This is a genomic window from Candidatus Aalborgicola defluviihabitans (assembly GCF_016705985.1).
GTDB lineage: Bacteria > Pseudomonadota > Gammaproteobacteria > Burkholderiales > Burkholderiaceae_C > Allorhodoferax > Allorhodoferax defluviihabitans.
Genome location: NZ_JADJKN010000023.1, coordinates 221,512 through 236,516, shown reverse-complemented (window position 1 = coordinate 236,516; position 15,005 = coordinate 221,512). Strand labels below are relative to the sequence as shown.

12 protein-coding genes, 1 pseudogene and 1 riboswitch are annotated in these 15,005 nt (G+C 59.7%); of the genes and pseudogenes, 6 read left to right on the top strand and 7 right to left on the bottom strand.

All coding sequences use genetic code 11. From position 1 onward, the window contains the following. Positions 1-138 precede the first annotated feature (138 nt). The gene (yghU, locus tag IPI80_RS17005; RefSeq protein WP_413862224.1) at positions 139-1,017 is read left to right on the top strand and encodes a glutathione-dependent disulfide-bond oxidoreductase; all 879 of its coding nucleotides are present in this window, start codon (positions 139-141) and stop codon (positions 1,015-1,017) included. 32 nt (positions 1,018-1,049) lie between these two features. Then, positions 1,050-1,712 (top strand): cupin domain-containing protein, encoded by a 663-nt coding sequence (locus tag IPI80_RS17000; protein WP_413862618.1) that lies wholly within the window; start codon positions 1,050-1,052, stop codon positions 1,710-1,712. Positions 1,713-1,849: 137 nt separating this feature from the next. On the opposite strand, the gene IPI80_RS16995 is transcribed toward IPI80_RS17000, so the two are convergent. From IPI80_RS16995 to IPI80_RS16980, 4 genes are all read right to left on the bottom strand, one after another. Next, the gene (locus IPI80_RS16995; protein ID WP_413862222.1) at positions 1,850-2,542 is read right to left on the bottom strand and encodes an RNA ligase family protein; all 693 of its coding nucleotides are present in this window, start codon (positions 2,540-2,542) and stop codon (positions 1,850-1,852) included. Further along, positions 2,539-3,066 (bottom strand): hypothetical protein, encoded by a 528-nt coding sequence (locus tag IPI80_RS16990; protein WP_413862220.1) that lies wholly within the window; start codon positions 3,064-3,066, stop codon positions 2,539-2,541. Before IPI80_RS16990 ends, IPI80_RS16995 begins: the two co-directional genes overlap by 4 nt. Then, positions 3,063-4,454: a DUF3696 domain-containing protein gene (locus IPI80_RS16985; protein WP_413862218.1), complete on the bottom strand. Its 1,392-nt coding sequence runs from the start codon at positions 4,452-4,454 to the stop codon at positions 3,063-3,065. The genes IPI80_RS16990 and IPI80_RS16985 overlap by 4 nt, the downstream gene beginning before the upstream one ends. A gap of 250 nt (positions 4,455-4,704) precedes the next feature. Continuing rightward, the gene (locus IPI80_RS16980) at positions 4,705-5,781 is read right to left on the bottom strand and encodes a homocysteine S-methyltransferase family protein (RefSeq protein ID WP_413862216.1); all 1,077 of its coding nucleotides are present in this window, start codon (positions 5,779-5,781) and stop codon (positions 4,705-4,707) included. A gap of 23 nt (positions 5,782-5,804) precedes the next feature. After that, positions 5,805-5,894, bottom strand: a riboswitch (S-adenosyl-L-homocysteine riboswitch). Positions 5,895-6,066: 172 nt separating this feature from the next. Between IPI80_RS16980 and recQ the strand changes: the two are divergent. Continuing rightward, positions 6,067-7,931 (top strand): annotated as a pseudogene (recQ, locus tag IPI80_RS16975) (DNA helicase RecQ). An 85-nt stretch (positions 7,932-8,016) separates the two neighbouring features. Here recQ and IPI80_RS16970 read toward each other — a convergent pair. Together IPI80_RS16970 and IPI80_RS16965 are read right to left on the bottom strand one after the other, a co-directional pair. Beyond that, positions 8,017-8,316 carry a hypothetical protein gene (locus tag IPI80_RS16970; RefSeq protein WP_413862214.1) on the bottom strand — a complete coding sequence of 100 codons (300 nt, stop codon included), beginning with the start codon at positions 8,314-8,316 and terminating at the stop codon, positions 8,017-8,019. A 116-nt stretch (positions 8,317-8,432) separates the two neighbouring features. Continuing rightward, positions 8,433-10,754 carry an ATP-binding protein gene (locus IPI80_RS16965; RefSeq protein ID WP_413862212.1) on the bottom strand — a complete coding sequence of 774 codons (2,322 nt, stop codon included), beginning with the start codon at positions 10,752-10,754 and terminating at the stop codon, positions 8,433-8,435. A gap of 107 nt (positions 10,755-10,861) precedes the next feature. Here IPI80_RS16965 and IPI80_RS16960 point away from each other — a divergent pair, with 107 nt between their 5' ends. The 3 genes from IPI80_RS16960 to IPI80_RS16950 all read left to right on the top strand — a co-directional run bounded on the left by IPI80_RS16960 (position 10,862) and on the right by IPI80_RS16950 (position 14,481). Then, the gene (locus IPI80_RS16960; protein ID WP_413862210.1) at positions 10,862-12,061 is read left to right on the top strand and encodes a threonine ammonia-lyase; all 1,200 of its coding nucleotides are present in this window, start codon (positions 10,862-10,864) and stop codon (positions 12,059-12,061) included. Between the two features lie 80 nt (positions 12,062-12,141). Further along, positions 12,142-12,282, top strand: a complete 141-nt coding sequence (locus IPI80_RS16955) for a hypothetical protein (RefSeq protein ID WP_413862208.1) — start codon at positions 12,142-12,144, stop codon at positions 12,280-12,282. A gap of 312 nt (positions 12,283-12,594) precedes the next feature. After that, on the top strand, positions 12,595-14,481 hold the full coding sequence (locus tag IPI80_RS16950) for a phosphoenolpyruvate carboxykinase (GTP) (RefSeq protein WP_413862206.1): 1,887 nt from the start codon (positions 12,595-12,597) through the stop codon (positions 14,479-14,481). A 66-nt stretch (positions 14,482-14,547) separates the two neighbouring features. On the opposite strand, the gene IPI80_RS16945 is transcribed toward IPI80_RS16950, so the two are convergent. Then, complete coding sequence (locus IPI80_RS16945) at positions 14,548-14,961, bottom strand: hypothetical protein (protein WP_413862204.1); 414 nt, start codon at positions 14,959-14,961, stop codon at positions 14,548-14,550. Between the last annotated feature and the right edge of the window lie 44 nt (positions 14,962-15,005).

The following is a 15,005-nucleotide window of genomic DNA, read 5'->3' as shown; positions in this document are numbered from 1 at the left end:
AAATGTATCGGCGTGCAATGGCGAAATGCATATTTAAACCTTTTGTGGGGCAGCCCGAGAAAGACCTCCAATCCCCCTGACACGCTACTGATTTCACACGCCACGCAATAATTGCGGTTTGGCTATTTGACGATCCTCATGAGCAACACCTCCGAATACACATCACCCAAAGTCTGGACCTGGGACCAGGAAAGCGGCGGCAAGTTCGCCAGCATCAACAGACCTATCGCGGGTCCCACGCACAACCAAGATTTACCTGTGGGGCGCCACCCACTGCAGTTGTACTCACTGGCAACGCCCAATGGCGTCAAGGTCACGGTGATGCTCGAGGAACTGCTGGCCGCCGGCCACCGGGGTGCCGAATACGACGCCTGGCTTATCCGGATCCACGATGGTGACCAGTTCGGCAGTGGGTTTGTGCAAGCCAACCCCAACTCCAAAATTCCGGCGCTGATGGACCACAGCGGCAACACACCGGTGCGGGTGTTTGAATCGGGAGCGATCCTGCAATACCTGGCTGAAAAGTTTGGCGCCTTCCTGCCCGCCGGTGGCGCAGCGCGGGCGGAATGTTTGTCATGGCTGTTCTGGCAAATGGGCAGTGCACCCTTTCTGGGTGGTGGGTTTGGCCACTTTTACGCCTACGCGCCGGCCAAATTTGAGTACCCCATTAACCGCTACGCCATGGAAGTCAAACGGCAGTTGGATGTGTTGGACCGTCATCTTGCAGACCACCGCTTCCTGGCAGGAGACGACTACACCATCGCCGATATGGCGGTCTGGCCCTGGTATGGCACGCTGGTCAAAGGCCAGCTGTACGAAGCGGGTGAATTTCTGAGTGTGCATGAGTACCAACACGTGCTGCGCTGGACCGATGAAATTGCACTACGGCCTGCGGTACAGCGCGGGCGCAAGGTCAACCGCACCTGGGGTGAGCCATCCAGCCAATTGCATGAACGCCACGAGGCTGCCGATTTTGATACTAAAACCCAAGACAGACTGGACACCTCTGCCACCTAGGCAAAGGGCCTGGCGCTAGAGGAATCGATGTGATGGAATTGAATGCTGACTACAGCCAGCGGGTGGTACTGAACCACCATGACCTGGATTGGATTGGAAGCCCACAAACCGGTGTGGAGCGCCGCATGCTTGACCGTATCGGCGACGAGGTTGCCAAGGCGACTTCGATCGTTCGGTACGCGCCGGGCGCCAAGTTTGATTCACACCTGCACGAGTTTGGCGAAGAAATTCTGGTGCTCGAAGGCGTTTTCAGTGACGAGAACGGCGACTACCCGGCGGGCACCTACATGATGAATCCACCGGGGTCTTCACACGCGCCGCACAGTGAATCGGGATGTGTTCTCTTTGTCAAACTCCGGCATCTGGGCGCTGACCAGCAGCACACCGAGGTCATCAACACAACCACGGCGGAGTGGTACCAGGGCATGGTGCCGGGCCTGACAGTGATGCCGCTGATGCGGCAAGGCTCCGGCTCTACCCTGGTGCGCTGGGCACCAGACACCTACTTCAACCCGCACCGGCATTTTGGAGGTGAAGAGATATTTGTTGTGGACGGCGTGTTTGAAGATGAGCACGGGCGCTACCCTGCAGGCTCCTGGATTCGCAGCCCCCACTTGAGTGTGCACAAGCCTTTCAGCAAAGAGGGCTGCACCATCTTTGTCAAAACTGGGCACTTGTTGACGGACGCAGCGTAGACCGAGTTGGCTCAGGCCACCTCGCCAACCAACGCTTGCGCCAGCAGCGCCTGCCGGGCGCGGGCGGGAATGAGAACGCTTGTGCACAAGAGGCAGCTGCACAGTATTCTGACGAGTCCATAAACCGATGTCGCACTTCAGGAAGCTAACGGAATCGCCACGCGATTCCACTGCAGTGCGCGACTGCGCCAGTGGCTTTCAATTGCCTGGGTAAAGTCAGCCCGGACCAGCTTGGCGCGCTGCTCCAGCCAATCGCCTCTTTCACGCCGAATGACCAATCCCTCTAACGGGCCCTGGCGAAATTGGCTGTGCTTGGCATGCACCCAGTCCCTCAACTGGTGCATATCGACATGCCCGGCGTGCAACCGGGGCACCGTTGTCAGCCCCAGCTCTGCCGCCCAGGCATTGCGCCGCGCCGTGCTCCAGAACTGGCCTGTGTCGCGGTCATAAACGTCAAACACCAACCACCAGTCTGGCAGCGCCGCGTAGTCCAGCGAGTGTCGCGCGGCGCACCATTCGCCATACGCAATCAAGTTGCTTCCCAAGGCATCAAACAGCCGGTCTTCATGGGTTGCGAGCCAATCGCCAAGGCGGGCAAACTGCCCGTGAAACGGCTGCACCAAATATTGACCGCGGTTTTGCGCGCGCACCACCCCATCGGGCGACACCGACAGGCCAAGATTCGCCCCATCCAGTTTTTCCTCAATCACGACGTCACCAGCCAACAACTCGGCTGCTTCGTCAGGCGACAAAACCTTGTCGTCACGGGGTGCGCCCGAGGCCAGCCACGCAATATGTGGGGTATGGGGGAACCGAAAGAAATCAGTCATGGCAAAACAGGCATTGGTTTTTGGGGAAATTTCTTCTTGTAAAACTGGCAAACATCGTCGCTACAAAGAAACGTGACGTCCACCCCGTGGGCTTTCAGTTCAGGCCACCAATCCAGCCATTTGCAATCGGCCGCCTGCCAAATCGGTGGCTTGGCGGGGTGCGCGTTTGCCACGGCGGCAAATTTGCGGTCTGACCGATCAAAAACCGCTTCCAACGGGCCGGCAGGAAACTCTGCAAATTGATCGTCATCCCACTCATTGAGTGGCACCTGCTGCACGCGCTGCGCGTTGCCCATGTTGGCCAACACCCACTTGACGAACAGATCGCCAACGCCGTTGCCGTTGCCGGGGCTTGTCTTGTTCAGGTATTCGCCCAGTATGCGGTACGCATCGTCAATCGCAATCGAGCCACTTTCCATCACCTGGCTCAAGCGCTGTACACATTCAAGCACACACTCTGGCGACACCTCGGCATGGGCGTCATTCGCCACCAAAATCACATTGGTATCGACAACGACCGTCATGGTGCAGGTTTGGTGCGTTCGGCCATTTTGGTCTTCATGGCCGCCGTGGTACGTGCCACCGCATCTGCCATCACATCCCCAAAAAAATGGGCGGGCCAATTTTGAATATTGCCGTACTGGTCCAGCTCCAAGGGCTCCAGCTCCGCCGTCTTGCCCGACCGCTTGGCGAAATAGATGGCAATGTCTTGGGGCGCAATGAGCCCTTCCGCCACACGCCGCTGCAAACGGTTGAGGAAGTGCTCTGAATGGCTTTCAACGATCAGTTGCACATTGCGGGGCTGCCCGCCCTCCCAACTTTGCACCGCGCAAATGAAAGCATCCGCCAGGTGCGCTTGCACCTGTGGGTGCAGATGAATCTCTGGCTGCTCCATCCAAACCGTAGAGTTTTTGGGGGCATAAAACGCCTCTACCAAGGCGGGCAACACCTGCGACACGCCAAAGCCCACATCGGTGAGCCTGACCTCGGGCGAACCCAAGTGCGTTTTCAACAAAACCTCGTACTCTTTGCGCCCTGCAGCCAATGGCTCCACCTTGAAGCTGTGGATCACGCCCATGGTCTTGAGCCAGTCGGCCAAAAACTTGGCAAAACTTTCTGGCTTGCGCCCTTTGCCACGGCTCAACTTGCGCGCTTCTGCCTCAGCCGCCAAAACGGCGGCGACCGCAAGCTCGCCTTGCATACCCACGTCGGGCGGCGTCTCGCCAGACCACGCATAGATTCGCTTGGGATGGCTCCGCAGCGGGCCAAGGTAATAAATGGAACTGAGCGCACGCTCGGTCTCCAGCGCAAAGTCAGACAAAAAACCGGCGTTCTGAAAAAGCGCCAGGGTCGCGTCGGAGAACCGATAGAACTTCTCTGGCGCGTCCAATGGCCAAACCCGCCCAGTCACCTTGACGAGATTCATAGGCTTGGCCTTCAAGGCGACTTTTGAATCCTGGTGGGTGTGCGCAATTTGCAAGCTGGCAGAGTCGCCGTCTATCAATGCATAAGCCAAACGCTCAACCTCGGGTTGATCGGCCTTGCCCGCCTTGATGGTGACGTTGAGCGCAATCTCATTGCCCAAGTATTTTTCTGTAGGGTCTAAGGAGTTGACAACGCTTAAAGGCACGTGGGTGCGCCACTGCAGAGCAAACTCCATCTTGCGGTGGGTGTCTTGGCCGTAAAGACAGTCTTGAAAAGTGCCCAAATCAATCAGCGATGAGGGGTCACCCACATGCAATGCACGCTTACGGTCAGACAACGCCGCCGTCTGCTTCAAGGCCAGCAACAGGTGTCCCAAGCTGCTTTTGCCGGCGCTGTTGCCACCAAAGATTACTGTCAAGGGTGCCAACCGAATGTCGCCCGTATCCCGCCAGGCTTTGAAGTTTTTGATACGGGCCTTGGTCAACATATGGGTTCCATTGTTTTTGCCAACATGGTCTTAGCTGGCATTTGCTACCAGCACCTGCGCCAGCAGCGCCTGCTGGCGCAGACGCTGGTGAGGCGCTGGCGCAGGTCAATGCACTGGGTGGGAAGGGAGGTTATCGCTTTCAGACAGTTGTCGCTTGTCCAAACCCGCCTCCCGCCCCGTGTAGTTGTTTTACGCCGGGGGTAAGTGTGCCACGGGCGGTTGGTGCGCTCTATAGGGCGCTATAGGGCGCTCAAGCCGCTTCTTTGTAGAAATAACTGCGCTGCAAGGCGCGCCCAGGCAAGGGCGCCACCGCATGCGCGATGGCCCCAATATGGTCCGGCGTGGTGCCGCAGCAGCCCCCCACAATGTTCACCAGCCCCTCGGCGGCAAACTCACGCACCAGGCGGCTGGTCACGTCCGGCGTTTCATCAAAGCCGGTGTCGCTCATGGGGTTTGGCAGGCCGGCGTTGGGGTAGCAGCTGATGAAGGTGTCGGGCGCCACTTTGTTCAGCTCCTGGATGTAGGGGCGCATCAGCGCCGCGCCCAGTGCGCAGTTCAGGCCAACCGCCAGAGGCTGGGCGTGGCGCACGCTGTGCCAAAACGCAGTGACAGTCTGGCCGCTCAGAATGCGGCCGGAGGCATCGGTCACCGTGCCGCTGATGATGATGGGCAGGCGTTCGCCGCTGGCTTCAAAGTATTCGTCTACCGCAAACAGGGCGGCCTTGGCGTTGAGGGTGTCAAAAATCGTCTCCACCAGAATCACATCGGCGCCACCTTCGACCAGCGCCTTAGTCTGGTCGTAGTAGGCTTTGCGCAGTTCTTCAAAGGTCACATTGCGCGCACCGGGGTCGTTCACATCGGGGCTGATGCTGGCAGTCTTGGGCGTGGGGCCCAAAGCGCCGCAAACAAAGCGGGGTTTGTCAGGCGTGCTGAATTTGTCGCAGGCGGCACGGGCCAGGCGGGCCGAGGCCAGGTTCATCTCCACCGCCAGGTCTTCCATGCCGTAGTCGGCCTGGGCCACGCTGGTGGCGCCAAAGGTGTTGGTCTCGATCAGGTCGGCACCGGCGGCCAGGTAGCGTTCGTGGATGTCACGGATGACGTCGGGGCGGGTAATGCTGAGCAACTCGTTGTTGCCTTTGACGTCATGTGAGAAGTCCTTGAAGCGGTCACCCTGGCTGCCGGGGCCGGTATAGCCTTCACCCCGGTACTGGGCTTCACCGAGCTTGAAGCGCTGGATCATGGTTCCCATGGCACCGTCCAAAATGGCAATGCGTTGGGCCAGAATACCCGGTAAGGCCTGGGCGCGGGTGTAATTGGAAGGTTTCATGGGTAGCGGCTCACCTTGTGATGGACAAGTGAGCGCCGTTGACAAACCCAAGCCTGGCGACCGTTTGGGCCCGTTACGTACAGGCCCGGATCGCTGCAGCGCTCCTTGGGATGGACGCGATTTTAGTTCACTCTGGCTCTGGCTCGCTGCCCAGTTGCTGCAGCACTTGCCCGACAATAAGGGCAATGCCAGCACCCTTTCCCAAATCATTTAGAGTGTTTTAGGCATCTAGCCCTCGTCAACATTACGTAAGCAGCTACTATTTTGATAGCGACTGATTCCTCTATTTCCAGCCAGACCTGCCAAAGCATCCTGCAAGAGGTGTTTGGCTACGCCCAATTCAGTGGGCCGCAGCAGGCCATTGTGGAGCAGGTGGCCAACGGTGCAGACGCATTGGTGCTGATGCCCACGGGCGGCGGCAAATCGCTTTGTTACCAGATTCCGGCGATTGCCCGACAACGTGCCGGCCACGGGGTAGCGCTGGTGGTGTCGCCCCTGATTGCGCTGATGCACGACCAGGTGGGCGCCCTGCATGAGGCCGGCGTGGACGCCGCGTTTTTGAACTCTACCCTGAGCAGCGAAGAGGCCCACCAGGTTGAGCAGCGCTTGCTGCGCGGCGAGATCACCTTGCTGTACGCGGCGCCGGAGCGGGTGACCAACCTGCGCTTTCTGGCGTTGCTGGATTCGTTGTTTGAACGCGGCTTGCTCAGCCTGTTTGCCATTGACGAGGCACACTGCGTGAGCCAGTGGGGCCACGACTTCCGCCCCGAATACCGGGGGCTGACCGTGTTGCATGAGCGCTTTCCTGGTGTGCCGCGCATGGCGCTGACCGCCACCGCAGATGCCCTGACCCGCGCCGACATCCTGGAGCGCCTGCAACTGGAAGACGCGCAGCAATTTGTCAGCAGTTTTGACCGCCCCAACATCCGCTACACGATTGTGGAAAAACGTGAAGCCGTGCAACAACTGCAACGCTTTATTGAGCGCGAGCACGAGGGGGATGCAGGCATCGTCTACTGCCAGTCGCGCAAACGGGTGGAAGACGTGGCTGAAACCCTGGCGCAGGCGGGTGTGTATGCCCTGCCTTACCACGCCGGGCTGGATAGCCGCATGCGCCAGGACCACCAGAACCGGTTTCTGCGGGAAGAAGGCGTGGTCATGGTGGCCACCATTGCGTTTGGCATGGGCATTGACAAACCGGATGTGCGCTTTGTGGCTCACCTGGATATGCCCAAAAACATCGAAGGCTACTACCAGGAAACCGGCCGCGCCGGCCGCGATGGCCTGCCCGCCTACGCCTGGATGGCCTATGGCCTGCAAGACGTGGTGAACCAGCGCCGCATGATCGATGAGAGCCCGGCGGGCGAAGAATTCAAGCAGGTCATGCGCGGCAAGCTCGACGCCCTGTTGGGCCTGGCCGAGTCTACGGACTGCCGCCGAACCCGGTTGTTGGCGTATTTTGGGGAGCAACTGGGTAGTAGCCCCCAATACCGATGTGGCAATTGCGACAACTGCCTGAACCCACCCGAGGTTTGGGACGGCACCGACGCGGCGCGCAAGCTGCTCAGCACCATTTACCGCATTCAGCAGTCCAGCGGTATGTCGTTCGGGGCTGGGCAGGTGATGGATATTGTGCGGGGCAAAACCACCGAAAAGGTCACCCAGCACGGCCACACGCCCTTAGCACCTTCGGAGTAGGCGCTAACTTTAGTGAGATTCAGTTGCGGGGCGTGCTGCGCCAGTTGATTGCCATGGGCGCGGTCGCGGTGGATTCCCAAGCCTTCAACACGCTGCAGCTCACCGAGCAATCACGCGCGGTGCTGAAGGGCGATGTGCAAGTGCTGCTGCGGGAATCAGTGTCGGCACCGGCCAGCCGCAAGCGCACCGGTGCCGGATCGGCCGCAATCAAGGCGCCGATTGCGCTGGATGGAGAAGGATTGGTGCGCTATGCGGCGCTAAAAGCCTGGCGGGCCGAGGTGGCGAAGGAGCACAACCTGCCCGCCTATGTGATTTTTCACGATGCCACGCTGGCAGCGGTGGCCAAGCGTGCGCCGCAAACCCTGGATGACCTCCAAGGCATCAGCGGCATGGGCGTCAAGAAGCTGGAAGCCTACGCGCAGGCGGTGCTGCGCGTGGTGGGTCTAAAGTAATGGGTTTCGCCGCCGGGCCGCCCCAAGGCGAAACGCGGCCCCCTTGGGGGGCAGGGAGCCACACGCAGTGAGCGACCGTGGGGGCCTAAGCTATGTGGCGGCGGAAACAAGTCTCGTACGACATGGCTGCGCCGGACATGGTATTTTGAAGACGGGCAATGGCGCGGCTATGGCGCGTGCCGCCTTTGGCGTCGCAGACGTGCTGGCTGTGGTGCTGAATCAGGGCCTGGAGCTTGTTGCGGCAGGCGTCGAGCACGCCAGCGAAATTGAGCGCGATATAGGCGGAGTGATCGGCATTGGTATGGCGAAACTCGTCTGACCAGTAGTCAAACAACTGCCATTGGTAGGTACCTTTCTCAGGAACCTTGATCGTCTCTTTGTTCATACAAACTAGTCAGCTTAGGTTGGAATGGACATTGAAATATGTCCGCTTGGAGATATGACGCTTGACCCCGTCAAGCGGTTGACACGCCCACAAAAAATTGAAGACAAGCCCCGCAATTACTGCAGAAATCCCATGCCCCGCGCGTCGCGCACCTCGGGTTTGATGCGGTGCTCGGCCTCCAGCTGTTCCAAAAACTCGGCTGGGTCCATCTGTACATCCAGAATGGTGGCCTGGCGTTTAACCGCGGCAAAGTCGCCTACGCAGAGCTGGTCCAGGTTGGCCAGGCGTGACTCCAGCTCGGGCAGCAGTCGGGTCGCGTCCCCGGCGCAGGCCTCGGTCACAAACAGCGTCAGGCGTTGCGCCCGGGTCAACGGCAGGAACTGGATCTTGAAGGTAAAGCGGCGCAGGGCGGCTTGGTCGATCCGCTCCATCAGGTTGGTGGTGCAAATGAAAATGCCGCGATAGCGCTCCATGCCCTGCAGCATTTCGTTGACCTCCGTCACCTCGTAGCTGCGTTGGGCGCTGCGGCGGTCCTGAAGAAAGCTGTCGGCCTCGTCCAGCAACAAAATAGCGTTTTCGGTCTCGGCCTCGCGGAACATGGCGGCCATGTTTTGCTCGGTCTCACCGACGTATTTACTCATCAGATCACTGGCCTGGCGCACATGCAGGGGCTGCGCCAAGGAGCTGGCTATGTGCCTAGCCAATGCGGTCTTGCCTGTGCCGGGCGGGCCGTAAAAACACAGGGTTCCGTGGCCACGGGCCTGCAAGGCCTGCACCACGCGCGCGATGTCGAAGCGGCTTTTGACATTCAGCAAGGTCAAATCGTAGGCACTACCGGCCATGTCACGGGCCGTGTAATGCACCCGGTTGCCCAGCGCCTGATCGGCATTGCGCAATTGGCGCTCAATCAGGGCTTCCATACCGGCAGTTGTGCCTGAGCTGGCCTGCGCCAACGCGGCAAACCGGGAAGCGGTGCGGATTTGTGCCGGGGTCAGGCCCTTGCGTTGGGTGAGCCGGGCGACAAAGTCGTCCGTCACGGCCACACCAGCCAGGGTCTTGCGCACCAGTTCTTCGCGTGCGCCCGGCGGCGGGGATTTGAGCTCCAGGTGGTAGGCAAAACGGCGGCGAAAGGCGGGGTCAATCTGTTCGATGCGGTTGGTGACCCAGATGGTGGGCACCACGTTGGACTCCAGTACCTGGTTAACCCACGCCTTGCCGCTGACGCTGCTGTTGGGCGGCGTGGCGGCAGCATCAACCCGGGCCATCCACTGCGCCGCTTCGTGCGAAATGGGTGGAAACACATCTTCCACCTCGTCAAACAGCAGGGCTGCCTTGGCGCTGCCTTTCAAAAACACCTGGGCAATTTGCAGTGAACGGTAGCGGTCGCGCCCACTTAAGCTATTGCCGTCGCGGTCGGCGTACTCCACCTCGAACAGTTCCAGTCCAGCCGACTGCGCTACCACCTTGGCCAGTTCGGTCTTGCCCGTGCCCGGCGGCCCATACAACAACACATTGATGCCGATTTCCTGGCGGTTGACCGCATTGGCCAGCAGCGTGCAAAGTACCTGGGCGTCTTCGGCGACAAAGGCAAAATCGTCCATCGCCAAGGTACTTTTGCTGGAGAGGCGGGTGAATACGGCCATCAGCTCGGCCTGATCGCGGTACTGGCGCATGAGCACCGGGGGCAGCTTTTCGCTAACCTTCATCAAATCCGCCAGATCGGTGATGTTGTGCTCGGAGATCAGGTTTTCCACCAGGCCAATGCGCTCCAGTCGCGAGCCTGCGCGCAGAGCCTCAGCCACCTGTTCGGGATTGACGTGTGCTACTTCGGCAATGGCTGCGTAGGCTTCTGGCGCGTTGTTGACCTTGAACTCCACCAGGATGCTGCGCATGTCGCGCTGGTAGCGGGCTAGCGTGCCGTACAGCAGCAAGGCACGCTCAGCCTTGTTGAGTTGCAGCAGGCCGGCCAGGGCGTTGATGTTTTTTTCAACCAACGTGGATTGGCGTTTGAGGGTGTGGCTCAGCCATTCACCCGTGACGCTCAGCACGGCGATCAGGTCGCGCGGCTGGTCTTTGGCGTATTCGTCGAGAAAAAAGTACAGCGTAGCCTCGTCATAGGCGCCACGCCAGACACCGTGGCGCGCCAGAAACTCGGTTGCGTCCAGCGCCTCATGGCCACGCCACAGCTCGTTGCTGACACAGCGCCGGGCCAAATAGTCCCGCAACCGGGCCAGTACCGTGACAGGCCAAACCAGGTGACGGCCAGCCAACCCCACGATGCCATTGAAGTCACGGCGCACATTCAGGCTGGAACCCTGGCGGGCTGCCAAGGTGAGGACAAAGTGGGAGCACATCAAATCCAGCACCGGCGCCTCCAAGAGGCCCGGTGAGGGAATCAGGTGCCCGTCGGGGGGCTGGGACAGTGAACGCTTGGCCATCAAACGCCTCCACCACAGTTGTGTACGAGGTCACCATACAGCAGTCTGAAACAAGATGGAAGTCCAAGGACATGGGCGCGGCTCCAAAAATTGCGCACAATCGGGGGATGATTGAATACAACGACATCCTGGCGGCCGCACAACGGCTTAAAGGCCATGTGCTGCGCACACCCTGCGTGGCCTCGCAAACCCTGTCCGACATCACTGGTGCACAGGTGTTTTTAAAGTTTGAAAACCTGCAGTTCACGGCCTCGTTCAAGGAGCGAGGGGCCTGCAACAGGCTGGCACAGTTGACGCCCGAGCAACGGACAAGCGGCGTCATCGCCATGAGCGCCGGTAACCATGCCCAAGGTGTGGCTTATCATGCCCAGCGCCTGGGTTTGCACGCCGTCATCGTCATGCCCCGCTTTACGCCAGGCGTCAAAGTGGAGCGCACCCGTGGCTTTGGCGCTGAGGTGATTTTGCACGGCGACACGCTGGAAGAATCCCGCAGCCACGCCGCCGCCCTGGCCGAGCAGCGCCAACTGACGTTTGTGCACCCCTATGACGATGAGGCCATTGCCGCCGGTCAGGGAACTGTCGCGCTGGAAATGCTGGAAGACGTGCCCGATCTGGACACGCTCATTGTTGCCGTGGGTGGAGGTGGTCTGATTTCTGGCATGGCCACGGTCGCCAAGGCACTGCGACCGACGATGGAAGTGGTGGGGGTGCAGACCGTGCGTTTCCCGGCGATGTTCAACGCCATCCAGGGTACGCAACACCCGCAAGGCACCAGCACCATTGCCGAGGGCATTGCCGTGGGCACGCCGGGGCGCATTACCTTGGACATCATCCGGGCGCGCGTGGACGATCTGTTGCTGGTGGACGAAGGCGATATCGAGCAGGCGCTGGTGATGCTGCTGGAGGTGGAAAAGACTCTGGTTGAAGGGGCCGGCGCTGTCGGTCTGGCTGCCCTGCTGAAATACCCCGAGCGTTTCAAAGGCAAGCGCGTGGGCTTGGTGCTGTGCGGCGGCAATATTGATCCGCTGCTGCTGGCCGCCATCATCGAGCGCGGCATGGTGCGTGCCGGGCGCCTGGCGCGCATTCGCGTCGGCGCGCGTGACGTGCCTGGCTCCCTGGCCCAGATCACGGCCATGGTGGCTGATGTGGGTGCCAATATAGAAGAGGTGCACCACCAGCGCGCCTTCACCATACTCTCCGCGCAGAATGTTGAGATCGAACTGGTGGTGCAAGCCCGAGGCCACGCCCATGTTACCCAGGTGCTGGAAGTCCTTCGCCAAGCCGGATTTGATGCCCAGCTGGGCTAGGCAGCCGACCAGATCCAGCACGCTTGATCGCTTATCGCTAGAATCACCCGCAATTTCCATCCTGTATTGAAAGACCCTCCATGTCCGCTCCTGCCGCCCAAACCCCTGGCCAACCCGTTGATCCGGTTGAAGCCATTGTTCCGATGATTCCCTTTGTTGTGCCGGTTGTGGGCGCCATCATGATCTTCTTGCTGGCTTTTATCGCCGTTTCCATGGCCTGAGGCTACACCCCTTAAGGGTAAAAAACGTCCGCCAAGAGCGGGGAACCGATAACGCCGTGCAGGCATCCTGCGCGGCGTTTTTGTTTCTGGCACATCCAGATTTTTATGCATAACCCTATGTTATTTTTGCATGATCTTTAACGTGAGTTGCCCTGTAACCCCGGTACCCGTTCATAAAATGGCAGACCCTGCCCAAGTTGTCCGCATGAAATATCTGGGTGCAGGTTTTTGCAGTTTCCTGGAAGCCGTTTTCTCAAAATCAAAGCAACGCTTTCATTTTGAAAAGACGATTTTCAAACTAGGAGCTACCCTATGAACGCACCCGCGATGCAAGGCCTGAACCTTAATGCACCCAGCTACGTAAAAAATCCCAAGCTGATTGCCTGGGTGGCCGACATGGCCGCACTGACCAAACCCGCCGCCATCCATTGGTGCGATGGGTCCGAAGAGGAATACCAGCGACTGTGTCAGCAGCTCGTTGATGCCGGTACCTTCACAAAGCTCAACCCCGCCAAGCGCCCCAATAGTTTCCTGGCCTGCTCCGACCCGTCCGACGTGGCCCGCGTGGAAGACCGCACCTACATCTGCTCCGAGAAGAAAGAAAACGCCGGCCCCACCAACAACTGGATGGCACCTGCCGAGATGCGCACCCTGTTGCAAACCGGCAAGGATGGCCAAAAGGCCCTGTTTGACGGCTGCATGAAAGGCCGCACCATGTATGTGGTGCCATTCTCCATGGGGCCATTGGGCTCGCACATTGCCCACATCGGCATTGAACTGTCCGACAGCGCCTACGTGGCGGTGAACCAGCGCATCATGACCCGCATGGGCAAGGCCGTGTACGACGTGCTGGGTGTGGATGGTGCTTTTGTGCCCTGCATGCACACCGTGGGCGCCCCGCTGGAAGCCGGCCAGGCTGACGTGAAGTGGCCCTGCAACAAGACCAAGTACATCGTTCACTACCCCGAGACCCGTGAGATCTGGTCCTACGGTTCTGGCTACGGCGGCAACGCTCTCTTGGGCAAAAAGTGCTTTGCGCTGCGCATTGCGTCCAACATGGGCCGTGACCAGGGCTGGCTGGCCGAGCACATGCTGATTCTGGGTGTGACCAACCCCCAAGGCAAAAAGTACCACGTGGCAGCGGCCTTTCCCAGCGCCTGCGGCAAGACCAACTTCTCCATGCTGGTGCCGCCCGAAGCCGGTTTTGCTGGCTGGAAGGTCACCACCATTGGTGACGACATCGCCTGGATCAAACCCCATGCCGACGGCAAGATGTACGCCATCAACCCCGAAGCCGGCTACTTTGGCGTGGCCCCCGGCACCAACATGCACACCAACCCCAACTGCATGCTGTCGCTGAACAAAGACGTCATCTTCACCAACGTGGCCCTGACCGATGACGGTGATGTGTGGTGGGAAGGCATGGAGAAAGACGGCGGTGGTATCCCCGCGCACCTGATTGACTGGCAAGGCAAAGACTGGACACCGGCCATCGCCAAGGAAACCGGAGCCAAGGCGGCTCACCCCAACTCGCGCTTTACCGTGGCTGCACAGAACAATCCCGCACTCGACCCCCAGTGGGACGACGCCAACGGTGTGGCGATTGACGCCTTCATCTTCGGTGGCCGCCGCTCCACCACTGTGCCATTGGTAACCGAAGCCCGCACCTGGATGGAAGGCGTGTACATGGCCGCCACCATGGGTTCTGAGACAACAGCCGCTGCCGTGGGTCAAATGGGCGTGGTGCGCCGCGACCCGTTCGCCATGCTGCCCTTCTGCGGCTACAACATGAGCGACTACTTCCAGCACTGGCTGGACATGGAGCACAAGCTCGAAGACAGCGGCCACACCCTGCCCAAGATTTTCTGCGTCAACTGGTTCCGCAAGGGTGACGACGGCAAGTTCGTCTGGCCCGGCTACGGCGACAACATGCGCGTGCTCAAGTGGATGATCGACCGCCTGGAAGGCACGGCCAAGGGCTCTGAAAATGGCTTCGGCATCAGCCCCACGTATTCCGAGATCAACTGGACGGGTCTGGACTTCAGCCAAGCCCAGTTTGACAGCGTGACCAGCCTGGACAAGGACGCCTGGAAGGCCGAGTTTGCCCTGCACAATGACCTGTTCACCCAACTGGCTTACCACCTGCCCAAAGAGCTGGTAGAAACCAAGGCCCAACTGGAACAGCGTTTAACCACCTGACCCGAGCCCCAAATAGCAAAAAGCCACCGCGTCGCGGTGGCTTTTTTATTGGGTAGGCCGGAAAAATCAGGCGCCGCTGTGTTCGTTAACCAGGCTCGCTACGTACAGGTCTTGCATCAAACGATGGTCCTGTTGGGCAGCTTTCCACATGACGGCATCGGCGCGACGCGCTGAACCGGCGGCTACCCAGCGTGTCAGTGCTTGAGCTGTTACGTCGGCCAATTGACGCAAGGGGGGTGCCAACAAGGCCAGCACTGCAAATGCCACCGACCACAACACGACCCAGCCCACCAGCAGGTGGCCGTCTACCCAGGTGTTGACCACCTGATCAGCCACCACCAACAAGGCTGCAATCACGGCGGCCAAGAGCATGCCGGCAAGCATGCGGGAATGTTCGCGCGAAACGGGTGTGCGACGTGCGGCTCCCGAAAAGGTCGAGGCACTCGAAGAAGCGAAAATGGGGTGGTCAGTACGTGTCATGGAAATCTCCCGGTTAGGGTTAAAAGCAGTCGGGCTCAATATCA

Excerpts from the sequence above, each read along its gene's own strand:
- IPI80_RS16960 (WP_413862210.1), top strand. The coding sequence starts at position 10,862 with ATGATTGAATACAACGACATCCTGGCGGCCGCACAACGGCTTAAAGGC.
- IPI80_RS16985 (WP_413862218.1), bottom strand. The coding sequence starts at position 4,454 with ATGTTGACCAAGGCCCGTATCAAAAACTTCAAAGCCTGGCGGGATACG.
- IPI80_RS16980 (WP_413862216.1), bottom strand. The coding sequence starts at position 5,781 with ATGAAACCTTCCAATTACACCCGCGCCCAGGCCTTACCGGGTATTCTG.
- IPI80_RS16970 (WP_413862214.1), bottom strand. The coding sequence starts at position 8,316 with ATGAACAAAGAGACGATCAAGGTTCCTGAGAAAGGTACCTACCAATGG.
- IPI80_RS16945 (WP_413862204.1), bottom strand. The coding sequence starts at position 14,961 with ATGACACGTACTGACCACCCCATTTTCGCTTCTTCGAGTGCCTCGACC.
- IPI80_RS16950 (WP_413862206.1), top strand. The coding sequence starts at position 12,595 with ATGAACGCACCCGCGATGCAAGGCCTGAACCTTAATGCACCCAGCTAC.
- yghU (WP_413862224.1), top strand. The coding sequence starts at position 139 with ATGAGCAACACCTCCGAATACACATCACCCAAAGTCTGGACCTGGGAC.
- IPI80_RS16995 (WP_413862222.1), bottom strand. The coding sequence starts at position 2,542 with ATGACTGATTTCTTTCGGTTCCCCCATACCCCACATATTGCGTGGCTG.
- IPI80_RS16965 (WP_413862212.1), bottom strand. The coding sequence starts at position 10,754 with ATGGCCAAGCGTTCACTGTCCCAGCCCCCCGACGGGCACCTGATTCCC.
- IPI80_RS16955 (WP_413862208.1), top strand. The coding sequence starts at position 12,142 with ATGTCCGCTCCTGCCGCCCAAACCCCTGGCCAACCCGTTGATCCGGTT.
- IPI80_RS17000 (WP_413862618.1), top strand. The coding sequence starts at position 1,050 with ATGGAATTGAATGCTGACTACAGCCAGCGGGTGGTACTGAACCACCAT.
- IPI80_RS16990 (WP_413862220.1), bottom strand. The coding sequence starts at position 3,066 with ATGACGGTCGTTGTCGATACCAATGTGATTTTGGTGGCGAATGACGCC.